The 12,926-nt window shown below is 67.9% G+C and carries 10 protein-coding genes; 1 reads left to right on the forward strand and 9 read right to left on the reverse strand.

What is annotated here, in order from left to right:
* Positions 1-105: 105 nt before the first annotated feature.
* From cas6e to AB0I60_RS26670, 8 genes are all read right to left on the reverse strand, one after another.
* Positions 106-768, reverse strand: coding sequence for a type I-E CRISPR-associated protein Cas6/Cse3/CasE (cas6e, locus tag AB0I60_RS26635; RefSeq protein ID WP_360734062.1), 663 nt, complete (start codon positions 766-768; stop codon positions 106-108).
* Positions 759-1,472, reverse strand: a complete 714-nt coding sequence (cas5e, locus tag AB0I60_RS26640; protein ID WP_360734064.1) for a type I-E CRISPR-associated protein Cas5/CasD — start codon at positions 1,470-1,472, stop codon at positions 759-761. Before cas5e ends, cas6e begins: the two co-directional genes overlap by 10 nt.
* Positions 1,469-2,572, reverse strand: a complete 1,104-nt coding sequence (gene cas7e, locus AB0I60_RS26645) for a type I-E CRISPR-associated protein Cas7/Cse4/CasC (protein ID WP_360734067.1) — start codon at positions 2,570-2,572, stop codon at positions 1,469-1,471. Before cas7e ends, cas5e begins: the two co-directional genes overlap by 4 nt.
* Positions 2,569-3,171: a type I-E CRISPR-associated protein Cse2/CasB gene (gene casB / locus AB0I60_RS26650; RefSeq protein ID WP_360734070.1), complete on the reverse strand. Its 603-nt coding sequence runs from the start codon at positions 3,169-3,171 to the stop codon at positions 2,569-2,571. Before casB ends, cas7e begins: the two co-directional genes overlap by 4 nt.
* An 8-nt stretch (positions 3,172-3,179) precedes the next feature.
* Positions 3,180-4,769, reverse strand: a complete 1,590-nt coding sequence (gene casA / locus AB0I60_RS26655; RefSeq protein WP_360734072.1) for a type I-E CRISPR-associated protein Cse1/CasA — start codon at positions 4,767-4,769, stop codon at positions 3,180-3,182.
* On the reverse strand, positions 4,766-5,128 hold the full coding sequence (locus tag AB0I60_RS26660) for a hypothetical protein (RefSeq protein ID WP_360734075.1): 363 nt from the start codon (positions 5,126-5,128) through the stop codon (positions 4,766-4,768). The genes casA and AB0I60_RS26660 overlap by 4 nt, the downstream gene beginning before the upstream one ends.
* Positions 5,112-7,499, reverse strand: coding sequence for a CRISPR-associated helicase Cas3' (gene cas3, locus AB0I60_RS26665; RefSeq protein WP_360734078.1), 2,388 nt, complete (start codon positions 7,497-7,499; stop codon positions 5,112-5,114). Before cas3 ends, AB0I60_RS26660 begins: the two co-directional genes overlap by 17 nt.
* A 744-nt stretch (positions 7,500-8,243) precedes the next feature.
* Entirely contained in the window at positions 8,244-8,795 is a 552-nt protein-coding gene (locus AB0I60_RS26670; RefSeq protein ID WP_360734081.1) for an SUKH-4 family immunity protein, read from the reverse strand.
* A 119-nt stretch (positions 8,796-8,914) separates the two neighbouring features.
* Between AB0I60_RS26670 and AB0I60_RS26675 the strand changes: the two genes are divergently transcribed.
* On the forward strand, positions 8,915-9,817 hold the full coding sequence (locus tag AB0I60_RS26675) for a hypothetical protein (protein WP_360734084.1): 903 nt from the start codon (positions 8,915-8,917) through the stop codon (positions 9,815-9,817).
* Between the two features lie 1,529 nt (positions 9,818-11,346).
* Here the strand turns inward: AB0I60_RS26675 and AB0I60_RS26680 are convergent.
* On the reverse strand, positions 11,347-12,900 hold the full coding sequence (locus AB0I60_RS26680; RefSeq protein WP_360734087.1) for a S8 family serine peptidase: 1,554 nt from the start codon (positions 12,898-12,900) through the stop codon (positions 11,347-11,349).
* Positions 12,901-12,926: the final 26 nt, after the last annotated feature.

Raw genomic sequence — 12,926 nt, forward strand, 5'->3', positions numbered from 1 at the left:
ATGAACGCTTGCCGGACGGGATGTCTTCGAGCGTCCATGGTATCGATCACGGTAGCGGGCAGGCCCCAGGTGGCCCGCTACCCGATCGAGGCTGTCACGTCCCGCTCATACGGCGGGCGCTGCCAAGGTAAGCAAGCCGCAACCGTATGCCTTCGCGCGCCCGATGCCGGTGGCGAGAGCGTGGGCGAAGGCGGGGGCGTCGGTCACGACCAGGTGGCCGTCGAAGCGGACTGCGTCGACCGTGACGGTCGTTCCGTCTTTGCACCCGGTCAGCCGTGGAACCGGCGACGGGGCCACGTCCGGTTGGCCGTCGAGGGCGGTGGGGATCACGAAGCCGTGCTGTTCGCCTTTGCGGATCAGCCAGGCGATCTGGTCTTCGGGCTTGTGATGAGCCACCCTGCGGGTCTTGCCCTTGAGTTCGACGGGAACGGCGTCACGGGTGGGGTTGGCCAGCAAGCGGAAGGCGAGTTTGCGGCCGGGCGTGACGGCGTCGAGAACTGGTTGCAGGGGTCGGACTTCGGCTGGCGTGGTGGTGTACCCGGCAGGGAGTTTAGTCCAGTTCGGACTGATGTGGCTCTGGACGTACGCCGTGTACCCGACTTGGGTGGGGTCCAAGCGCCACAGGACACCGTTGGCCTGGCGGGCGGGGATGTCGCCGTCGGTGTGGGGGTAGCCGGACATGACGGTGCGGTGCAGCTCGTGGATGTCGGCGAAGTCGCGGCGGAACTCGCGGGATCTGACGTTGAGGGTGAGTTTGCTCAGGAACACGAGGTGGACTCTCCTGCGCGGATCAGGGCGTCGGTGAGGTCGGTGGTGGCGTTCAGGACGTAGCGGGTGCGGAAGGTGCGCTGGGCGATGCTGACCGGGTGGTCGTGTCGTGGTTGTGCACCGTGCTTCGCGGGTTCGCAGTCGGTGATGGTGCGCAGTGGCACGCGGTCGGCGCCGAGTCGTGCGGCTTTGATCGCGTCCGGGTCCGCTTCCAGCCAGCGGTGGGTGGAGATCACCTCGGCTGCCGGGGCGGCGGTCAGGGCGTCCTCGGTGAGCAGAGGGCGTGCGGGGACGAACGCGCGGCGGCCGAAGAACAGTGGCCAGTGCGGTCGGTCGGCGCGGTCGTGGAGTTGGTGCAGGAGGTCAGGGTCGCCTTCGAGTACGACGAGGAACAAGGCGTCGGCGAGGTAATAGCGCTCGCTGACCACGGTGCGGTGCCCTTTCCCTTCAGTGGTGGGCACGTTCTGCGTGGTGTGGTAATCCCGTTCGAGGATTCCTTCGCGGTCGACACGGATCGCCAGGTGCAGTGCGGCGAGTCGCTGTGTCGTCTCATCGTCGTCACGGCGTGCGCCGAGCGCGGCGGCGAGCAGGCCGACGACACCGGATTTGGTCGGTTCACGGGCGGTGTCGCGGATGATGCCGCGCGAGCGGGTGCCCCACGATTGCAGTGGTGCGTCGAAGCACAGGGCCAGTGACGTGGTCATGCCGTCGCTGCGGCCAGCAGACGGCCGGTGAAGTCGTCGATGCCGGTGACGACCTCGTCATCACGGAGGTGCGGGAGGGTGCTGCTGACACTCGCGCCGACAACGGCGCGCAAGCCGGTGTCGCCGTAGAAGCCGCGCAGCCGGCTGAAGTGGTGGGTGAGGCGCTCAGTGGATGCGGCCATGATGTCGGGGTCGGTGACGGGCTTCTGGAAGGCGTTGGCCAGGTTCCAGGCACCGTTGTCGCGGACGACACCCAGCAGGGTGTCGGGCATGGTGCGGGCGGCGGTGGAGTTCTGCTTTCCGCCGGGCACCGCGTGGACGAACGCGTGCAGCCACGCCTTGACGCCGCGAGCGGCGAGTTCGGTGTCGTCACCCAGGTTGTGGGTGAGTTGGGCGAGATCCACGTTGGCGTAGCGGTAGTAGCAGGCGGAGTTGAAGTCGATGGTGCCGATCATGTCGGCGCCGGAGTCCTCGGTGGGTTTGAGGTCGTCGACGGCGGTGTAGAAGTCGAACTCGTTGACCACGGCGTGCGTGGACAGGGCGTGGGCGACCTGGGAGGCGGCGTCGACGTTGAAGTCCTTGTTGTCGGCGATCATGCGGCCGAACAGGGCGACGTCCACCGCGCGGCTCCCGTCGAGGATCCGCTTGGCCTCCGCCGCGAGCGCCTTGTCCGGCTTGACCTTGGTGCCCTTCTTCTCGATGCCGGCGAGCGCGTCCCAGTGGGTCTGGCAGTACTCGGCGAGGAGGTCGATCGACGACCGTCCGATGAACAGCAGGTACTGGGCCAAGCCGTTGGCGTCGACACCGAATCCGAACTGGCCGAGCGCGGCGATCACGGCTTCGCGGGCTTGCTTCTCGTCCCGGCCTTGGGCAACCAGTTGATCGGCGGTGCTGTCGACCAGGCGCTTGGTCCGCACACCGGTCTCGCTGATGTCGAGGCCGTGGTCCTGGAACAGCAGACGCGCGGACCGCTTGAGGGACTGGCTGGAGACCCTGGCGCGGGTGTGCCCGCCGAAGGTCGCGGTCTTGGGCTGACCGACGTCGTCGCGGTTGAGGTTGCTGACGGGGAAGGACTGCAACAGGTGCAGTTCGAGTATCACGGTGCTTCTCCGGTTTCGGGCTGGTCGTCGGTGTCAGTGGTGCCTGCTGCGCCGGGTCGGCCGTTGGCGGGCGGGATGTGGAACTCGCGCGCCCAGTCGAGTCGGATGCGGTGGGCGCGGTCGCCCCGGTGGTCGTCGCCGAGCAGGACGACCAGGTCGTCCAGCAGCAGGTAGTGGTCCACCGCGATGTCGTGCGAGGCGAGCAGTCGGATGGTCTGGCGGATGTGGTGGGACAACGCCACGGGATCGCGTGCGAGCAGCTGGGCGAAGCGGCGGTCGGCGTTGGACCCGGTCTTGGCTTTCAGCTCGCCCATGGACGCGCCGAAGGTACGGCGACCCTTCTTGCTGCGCGGAGGCTGCGGGTTGAGGGCGAACAACCCGGCTACCAGCAGCCAGGCGTCTTGTTCTGCTCGCGGCGGGTCGTAGGGGAAGACGTACTCGAAGGCTTCCGCCTGTTGCCGTGGTCCGGAGAACGAGCGGCGCATCCGAGCCAGCGCCTGCCTGCACTCACCCGTGTGCTTGGTGTTCTTCGATCGGGTCCCGCGTTCGAGGGCGTAGAGGCCGTCGACGAATGCCCGGCGGCGATCCGGTACGGACATGGCTTCTGTCATTCCTCCTCCCGGGGAATGTAGTTGCGCACCTCGGTCTCGAAGGTGCGGATGAGCGAGTTCAAGCGGGTGAGGAACCGATCGAAGTACTTGGCCATCAGGACCAGGTCATTGACGTCGGAACGACCGCTTCGCGCCCAGCGTTCGCCGGCGTGTCGTGCAGTGCGGCGGACGTGCCGGGACCAGGCGGTGACGGCATCGGTGGTCGCCGCGCCGGCGGACCAGCGGTCGCCGAGATCGGTGAGCAGGGTGGCGAACGCGGAGTCGAGGTGGGGCCAGTAGTCCAGGTCCAGGGTGCTGGACGGTCGTGCGCGCTTGTCCTTGCGGTAGTCGCGCTCCATGTGGCGAAGCGCCGCACCGGCGTTGTCGGCCAACGCGATCGCCGTGCCGATCAGGGCACCGAGCACCGGGTCGTCGGCGCGCAGCAGGGCGACGGGTGCGGGGACCTGGTCTTCCAGGTATGCCTCGACGACCGATCCCTTGTCGTCCAACTGCTGTCCGAACACCCGCAGCGTGTACACCGCCGTGGCGCGGATGTACCCGTCGGCCACCCGGTCGGGGATGAGGTGCAGCGTCCGGGGCCGCAGTCGGGACCTGTTCTCCTCCCGGCGGTCGGACATCAGCAGCTCGACGCTGTGCCGCCACACCCCACGGATCGGGTGCAGCCGCACTGCCAGCAGCGGCTTGTCCCGCATCGGTTTGCCGTTGCTGCCGATCGGCTGGCGGAACGCGGCCATCTTCTCGTCGACGGGTGAGGAGCCGTGGTACCGGTCGCCAGGGGTGAGCACAACGCCGTCGACCACCCGTCGACCGTCCTCCTCCCGGTGGTGCAACAGGATGCGGCGGGAAGGCCAGGTGAGCAGGTCGGTCCATCCGTGGGCAGGTCGGGGTTTCGGATCGCCCTCCGGGACGTCGTCGGCTTCCCACACCGGACGATCGCCCGCCTTCGTCCCGCGTTCCAGCTCGGGCATGTACGTCGGTGCGTTGAGCAGCAAGGTCTCCTTCAAAGTCGCACCTTCGAGCAGGACGACGCCCATCGTGTTGCACGGCGCCTTCTGCGAGGACTTGTCCTTGGGGAACGGGGTCTTCATCCCGCCGGGGTCGTAGGCCTGGTTCGTCACCAACCAACGAGCGGCCTGCGCTGGTGACATGGTCACCTGGTCCTGTGCAGTCGTGTGGTCGAACAAGGTGACCTTGTTGCCCACGGCGCGGTGGGCGACGAGTTTGTACGGAGTGCTCGGCGTCAGCTTGGCCAGCGCCGCGCATTGGAAGAACGGCCACTGCGGGTCGAACAGGTCGAACCGGGACCTCTTGTCTTTCAGGTACTTCACCAGCGGTTCCTCGGGGAACGCCGTGCCTTCCCACAGCGCACCCCACGCCGCTCCGTCCGCCGGACCGTATGCGCGGTGCAGCAACGCCTGCACGACGCGGTACAGGGCAGCGGTCATCGGCGGGGTCTCCCCCACGATGCGCAACAACCTGTCAGCCCGCAGGAACACCTGCTCCAAGCCGACTTCGTCGGCGTTGCCGTCCAGGTCGAGCACCGGAATCCACTGCTCGGTCAGCAGGTCGAACACGGGCTCGGTCACAGGTCGTCATCGGTGTACACACCGAACTCCTCGTCGTAGTGGAGCACGTCTCCACTCACGTGGCAGCGTCCGTCCTCGAACACCAGGGCGCGGTGGTGGCGAAGCCAGGACTGGGCCGCGAACGCCACCGGCACCGCCGTCGCCTGCACGGCACGCACCACCGCTTCCGTGACGCCTTCCGGGGCGGCCAGTACTGTGGCGTCCGCCAGCAGACCCTCCACCACGTCAGGCGAGAGCCGCTCGTCGTTCAAGTCGACCGGCCCGCTGCCGGACACGGTGGTGAGCAGACCGGAAGCCCGGTCACGTCGGAGCAGGACGACGTCGACGGACGTGCTCAGTGGTTCAGGTTCGTCCGTCACGCCATTTCCCTCCCGATCGCAGGTTCTTCACGTGTGCCGGGATGTCGGTCAATTCGTTCAGCCGCTCGACCGCCATCGGCATGGGCACGTACCACTGGTGCGCCTGGTCCTTCTGCTTGTTGATGTCGCGCTGGTGGGCAGCGGCCGATGCCTGCCACAGGGCCTGCCAGCCGTCGGGACAGGCGACCGCCCCGGCCGGCCCGTACACGGCGTCGACCAGCTCGGACACCTCATCCGGGCACCTGATGAGATTCTTGTTGCGCACCACGGCCCAGGTTCGCAGCAGGATGTAGCGCGAGTACACGGAGTGCAGGTACTGGGGAAAGGTCGGCCCGGCCGGGGTGTCGGTCACCCCGGTGATTCCCAGCACCAGGTCACCGCGCCCGGCGCGGCTGTGCCGGTGGACCCGACCGGCGCGTTGGATCAGCAGGTCGATCGGGGCGAGGTCGGTCACCATCGTGTCGAAGTCCAGATCGAGGCTCTGCTCCAGGACCTGCGTGCCGACGACGATCGCCGGGCACCGCTCGCCGTCCCGCCCGAACCAGCGGCGCACGTCCGCTTCCCGCCGCGTTCGTTCAGCGTTGGTCAACTGACCATGGAGGAGAACCACTTCCGGGCGCCGATGGGACGGCAGGTCACGGACCGCCTCGCGGACCGCCTCGAACGTCGCCTTCGCGCGGCCCCTCAGGTTGTGCACCACAGCCACAGCACGGCCGTCTCGCGCACGGTCGACCAACCAGTCGGCGACGTGCTCGTCCGGCACGATCTTGTGCAGCACGACCAGCCGGCCGGTGTTCAGTTTCGACACACCGACCGGAACCGTCCTGGCCGGCCCACGTCCGGCGACGGTGACCCGTGGGTAGGCGATTCCCTCCTCCCCCGCCGGGACGGCAGAGGGAGGACATCCGAGGACGCCCGCCTGCCAGGCCGTGACCAACTCGTGGTGCCGACGGGACGGCAGCGTGGCCGACAACAGCACCACCGACGCCCCCAGCCGTCCCAACCACATCAGCAGCCGGTCCAGCAACGCCGACATCTGCGTGTCGTATGCGTGCACCTCGTCGAATACCACGACCTTGCTCGACAGCCCGGCCAACCGAACGAACTGGTGCCCCGATCGCACCACCGACTTCGCCGCCTGGTCGAGCGTGCCGACACCGAGAGCGGCCAACAGGCTCTTCTTCCGCGTGAACCACTCCCGCGCCGCGACGTCGGAGTCCTGTTGATCGTCCTGTCCCACGTCCGACGGCTCGACCGCAGGCTCCTCCAGAGACGCCTGAACCTCGGAGTACACCAACTTCACGGTGGAGTCGTCGCCAACGTGCTTCAGCAACTTCTCGAACTCGCCGCGGAACTGGCGGCTGGTGGCTTTCGTGGGCATCGCCACGTACACCCCGGTCAGTTCCAGGCGTCCGACCAGTGTCGCCGCCGCCTGCAATGCCGCGTTCGTCTTCCCCTCACCTGTCGGGGCTTCGACGACCAGCATCGTCGGCTCGCTGCGGCCCGCCACCAACGACGCCGTGGTGACCTGCACCGGCCACACCTCGGACAGCCCGGCGAACAACGCGTCGAAGGAGGTGTCGACCGGAGCCTTCCACGACCGCATTCCCGCCGTCACCACGGCACCACCAGCACGCTTCCGCGCCTGCGCGATGTAGTCACCCAGGTCGAACGGCTCCCCCGGCGACGTGTAGTTCGACGTGTCCGACGCAATCCAGTCGCTCACGGTCGTCAGTGCCGCCAATGCCACCGCCGTCTCGACTCCGATCCGGACGCCGGCCCACCGCGACGGCTCCGGCTCGCTCAATCCGAACGCGCGAACCAGGTCCTTCACCAGGTCGTTACGCCATGTGGCCCACCGCTGGCCCCCGTGGTCGTTGACCTCGGTCCCCGCCTGGTCCACTTCGCCGCGAGCCGGGAAGTACCCATGATGACCGCCCAACGCGCAAGAGATCATCTCCGCCGACGACGACGGCATCCCCCACCGCGCCAACATGTCGCGTAGGTGTAACGCGGTCACGGTCCCGTGCGGCGTATCCACTCTCGGCACACCCTTCGGCCGCGCGAGATACGCCAGATCGGCAGCCGCTTCGCCACCCAACCGTTCAACGGCGAGATCAACACGCTGGCCTTGGAAGCCCGCCCCGTACTTGCCGAGGTCGTGCAGGCCGCACAGGAGCGCGATCCAGGTGTCGGGATCGTCCAACACGGAGAATGACGCCCTCAACTCCGCCAAGCACACCGGGCCCAACAACCCCGGCATCACCAACTCGGCCACTGCCGCGGTGTCCACAACGTGACATACCAACGGATGCGGAGGCCGCGTCCCGGACGCCTTCCCCCAGGCACCCCACACAGGAGGCGACCCCACTGCAACTCACTCTCCTGATGCGCAACGCTTCGTAGATGAGGGTGGACATGTAAGCAGGTGCAGCGCCGAAAATCCAATTCGACTTCTCGCCCGACCTCGCAGAGGTCGAGATTCACCCAAATACCGCAATCTCCTGAACTGAAGATCAGTCGAACTGTCAGTTAGACCATGAACGAATGTCCGCGATCTCCGCAAAAATGCGTCGTCCGATGCCGACGCGTGAAGTATCGACACCATCACCTCAACCCCGTTGGGCACCGAAACGTGAACATTGCCCACCTTGCGGCCTCGCTGGAATCGCCGCCATCAGACCGTGACATCTGGACTTCGGGCGCACGAGCGGACTGTCGCCCAGCAGTCCGCGAACAGCCCGCTGGCCGGATCAACCGATCAACCGATCCAGGAACGACCCAAGTGCTTCCGGCCGCGATCCCGGCGGAGAGGACAAGGTCGGCCTCGATCGCCTCGTTCAGGTGCCGTCTCGCCGACGCCGGCACCCCGGCCTTCGACAGCCGTGCGCTGAGGTTGAGCAGATGGCGGGTGTCAGGCGTGGAAGAGGAGCTGATCGGCCTCAACCACTCACCGATGTTCAAGGAAACGGCTCGGTACCGGCATAGCAGATCTCCCGTCGAGCAATCGTGCCCAGACGTCGGTGAATATTGTCGACCGTCGCCGCCAGCCGCAGAGGCGGGCGCGGGATGGGATTGGTCTCCGAACCTCGGAGCGATGCCGTCATGCGCCCAGCTACCACACCTTGATTCGACCGCGCCACGCAGACGAATCGTCGGTACCCACCTGCGGATCCAGCTGGGCGGCGAAAGCCAGGAAGTCGTCAAGAACATCGTACAGCTCGATGTCGCCTTGGAGTTGCTCGACGTCCTTCCAAACCCGGTACCAACGCCACGCCGTCTCGACAAAATAGACGACCGAGGAGTTGGTGAAGCACTCCTCGGACCACTCGTCCGACGGAATTCCCCGGACCTCTCCCAGCCCCGGCACCAACCCTATTTCAAGTCGGCTGAAGCGGCCCAGCGAGTAGAACGAGCGCTGGTCGTGCACCAGCTCGGGTTCTCGGCCTTGTTGAACCTGGGGATCGACACGCCGGACGCGAGGCACCCCGAAGCGAGCCAGGGTCACACGGTCGGCAGGTCTGAGGTCCCAGGTTGCCACCGGGTCCTCGGCGACCCCTACGCGCTCGCTCTCGACGACGAGGGTGTCCAGCGGCCGGACAAGCGCCGCTGCTGCGGATTCTCCACGCACACTCATCCCGCCCTCACGGTAGCACCAGTCCGCCAACGATTCTCCATGAACCGGAATATGTCACGGAGGTTCTCCCGACTCTTTCCAGTCAGGCTGAAGGTCTTTTCGGCGTTGGAGTAGCGCCCGAGGAGCAAGATGCCATCCACGGTGAGGTTGTGGACCGTGGTGACCTCGGTCCGGGTGCGGACCGCGCGGACGGTCGCGGTGGTGCCGTCGGGCGTCCGGAGCCGGTCGTCGACCTTGGCCGCCGCGTCCGCCTAGAGCGCGCGGATTTCGACCCAGAACGGATGGTTGTGCGTTGCGGTGACCGTCGGGGTGGCATCTCCTCGTTCACCACCTGGCCGATCGGCTTGTGCGAGCCGTCTGCGGAATACCCCGGCGGCGCCTTCCCGACGACGTCGGGTACGTGGATTAAGATGCACTCGTACTCGGTAGGGGGAACCATGTCGGATCCGTTTGAGAGATTTGCGCCGCAGGAACACGCCTTGGCACCGGAGAGGCCGTCGACCGGCGTCCTGCGGACGCTGCTCGTAGTCAGCGTGGCGCTGATCTTCGTCGTGGGTCTCGCGGTCTACTACGTGATCATGTTGCCGGAGCCCGACCACACCGCCGACGCACGACCGGTTCCCCTCTCCGCCAGCCGGGTGCCGGACCCGAACGAACCCGTCGTCGGTGCGTGCGTGCGGCTGACGGGCCCGGTCCTGGAGGCGGAGTACAGCGCGGTGGACTGTGCCGCAGGCACGCACAACTACGTCGTCGGCAGCCTCCAGCGCAAGGGCGAGGACTGCGGGTCTGCCTCCGGCACGAACCAGGACCAGTACGCGCGGTACAGGTGGAGCGGCGCGCTCGGGCTGTGTCTGATACCCGTGTTCGCAGACGGCCAGTGCTACCAGATGGGCCTGTTCCAGGCGGAGATACCGAAAAGCGAGTGCACCGGGGTGAACGCGCGGGTACAGGTCCTCACGAACTCGCTCGACAAGACGGCCTGCCGCCCCGGCACGTTCGAGTCGCTCGTGTACCCGGAGGTGACGACCACCTACTGCTTCTCGGCACCGTGACCGATCGCGTCGGGCCACAATTTCGGGCGTACCCCTGTCACTTCCGGCCACGTCGTTCGCTCCTCGGCATGTGCGGATGTTGCCGCATCACAGTTCAGTATGCCGACAGGCCGCTTCGCAGGGTCACCACAACAGGGGACCGTGAACTGCTGCCACCGCGCGCCCGACCCTGGGGTCGGGTTGTTCCCGGTGTAGCCGGCGACATACTTGGCGGACAGGGTGTTGATTGACCCGAAGCCGTTCTCCACGTGCGCTTCCTCGCGGGGCGCGTTCGTGGGTGCGCTGCACCGAGATGCCCAGCCGGTCGCAGGCGGCGGTGGGGTCCGCGAGACGAACACGCTGCCGTGGTCGATCACGATGGTCTCCGGCACGATGACCGGCTGGCCGCGTCGGCCAGGCTCGGGTCGCCCCGAGTCAGCTCCTCGTGCGGCAACGCCGAAGCCCGCACCCCGAGCACCGTCGCCAACCCAGCCGCAACGGTTCCGGCACCAGCATCCGGGCCAGCAGCAACGTCGCGTCCACCGCCGTCGTGCCGCCGGGCCACAACGCCGCCCCGCAGATCGTCCGGTGGCCACGTCCGTTTTCTCCACACGAGCGGAGGGTGAGTCGGACGTGGGCGACGGCACGAAGCTCGCCGCGCCATCTTCTCTGCGCGAGCGGGGGTCGTTCGCGCATCATCCGGCGCAGACGGGCTGCCGAACTACAGCTGCCACTACGGCGTGCGGGAACTGTGCGAGCTCTGCCCGCTTCCACGGCTCGATCGGTACCGCACCGGGTGCGGACCGCGGAACAAGTACACGATCCGGCGCGCGTGTTGCCCGAGGCGATCGACCACGACGGTCGTAGACATCTCCGAGCGGGCGGCCATCGTGAGCGGCCTGGCGGCCGAGCAGTCGCGCTGCTTCCTCCGACACTCGCTCGGTTGCCGGGTGCACAACGAGCGCCACCCGCATCACGCGCGCAGGCCGACGGACACTGGCCGAGCTGCGCGACCCACGTCGGAAGGTGCCAGGGAAGACGAACTGGCCCTTCTCTGACGACGAGGGCGGCGTGTTCGTCGACATCGACGGGCCGAGCGGTGCCGGGAGGACCGCGATCGTCAGGTACCTGGTGCAGACGCTCGTCGCCCACGGCGAACACACCCACACCACCGCCGAGCCCGCCGGCGCGGCGGACCCGTGGAGAAGCTCGCCTCCGAACTGGCGGAAACGGTCACCGGACATGCGCCGGCCTGCCTGTTCGCGGCGGAGCACTACCACCGCATCGAGCGTGGGATTCCAGCCGCCGGTCCGCTCCGGCCACGTCGTCGCCGATCGCTGCCCCTGGCCACGCGGAGCGCCGCGTTCTGGACAGCGTTCCCGGGGTTCGACGGCCGGCCGTTCGACATGACCCCGCCGTGCAGATCTCGGCAGCCGCGCCAGCAAGGAAGCGGGCCGCCGCACGCGTCGGCCCGGACGTGCCTGTCCGGACGTCTCCCACGGTGTGACCGCCCGCCCCGGCGGCCGGGGCGGGCGGTGCGTTCGCGTCGGTCAGACGGTGATCGACCAGGTGTCGATGGTGCCGGTGTCGTAGCGGTAGACGTCGCGGGCACTGAGTTTCCAGGTGCCGTTCTTCGCCTCCGAGGACAGGTTCACGGTGTACGTGGCGCGGACGTCGTCCGCCGGGTCGCCCGCCGACGAGGCCTTGAGCGGGTAGGTGGTGCCGTCCGGGGCGATCAGGTCGACGGTCAGGTCTCCTCGGTACGGGTGGGTGATGGTGACTTCCACCGAGGCCGTCGCGGAGGCGTTGCCGTCGCAGCCGGAGACGGTGATGGGGGTGGTCACGGCTGCGCCTGCGTCGGGGACGGCCACGTCGGTGGCGTTGGTCTGGCGGGGGCAGGTCGGGTTGGGGCCGCCTGCGGTGATCTCCTTGGTGTAGAGCAGTTTGTTCGGCGATCCGGTGCCCGGGTCGGTGACCTTGCCGGGGGTTGCGAGGTCGGTGAGCGCCTTGGCCACGTCGGCGGGGGACGCGGTCGGGTGGCCTTGCAGGTACAGGGCTGCGGCTCCGGTCACGTGGGGGGTGGCCATCGAGGTGCCGGAGTTGCCTGCGGTGCCGGTGTCGCTGCTGTGCGACAGCGAGGTGATGTTGCCGCCGGGGGCGTAGATGTCGACGCAGGTTCCGGTGTTGGAGAAGCCGGAGCGGCGGTCGCCCTGGTCGATCGAGGCGACCGTGATCGCTTCCGGCACCCGGGCGGGGCTGTAGTTGCAGGCGCTCGCGCCGTTGTTGTTGCCCGCTGCCACCGCGTAGACGAAGCCCGCCCGGATGGACGCCTGGATCTGCTCGTCGCCGATTCCGGTCTCGAACTGGCCGATGCTGATGTTGACCACGGCGGGCTTGACGCCGTTCGCGGTGATCCACTCGACGGCGTCGCTGAGCAGCGAGTCGGGGCCGTTGTTGTCGCAGCCGAGCACGCGCAGGGCGACGAGCTTGGCCTTCTTGGCCACGCCGTAGGTCTTGCCCACCGCCGTGCCGGAGGTGTGCGTGCCGTGGCCGTTGCAGTCGGAGGCGTCGTTGTCCTTGTCCAGGAAGTCGTAGCCGTGCCGGGCGCGGCCCTCGAAGTCCTGGTGGGAGATGCGCACGCCGCTGTCCACGCTGTAGACGGTGACGCCCTCGCCGGTGGCGTTGTACTCGTACTTGCGGTCCAGTGCGGTGTCGCGCTGGTCGACGCGGTCCAGGCCCCAGGTCGGGTTGGTCTGCACGTCGCTGCCGCGCATCTTCCCGTCCTGGTGAACCGTGCGCACGGCCGGGTCGGCCGCGAGCCTGCGGGCCTGCTCCTCGGTCATGCCGTGCACCGAGTAGCCGCGCGCGGTGACCTTGTACGTCGAGGCGATCGTGCCCCCGTAGGTGGCCACGAGCGAGCGGGACGTGGTGTCGACGGCGGCGGCGCTCGCGTCCTTGAGCACCACGATGTACTGGCCCGCGTAGTGCTCCTTGGCCTGCACCACGGTGCCGACCGCCGGTGCGGCAGCAGCGGGTGTGGCCGGCAGGCCGGCGAGCGCGAGGCCCGCCGCGAACGCGGCGAGTCCGGTTTTCCGACTCATCATTCCTGGGCTCCTTCGCACGAGCGGTG

The sequence above is a fragment of the Actinosynnema sp. NPDC050436 genome, from assembly GCF_040655415.1.
GTDB lineage: Bacteria > Actinomycetota > Actinomycetes > Mycobacteriales > Pseudonocardiaceae > Actinosynnema.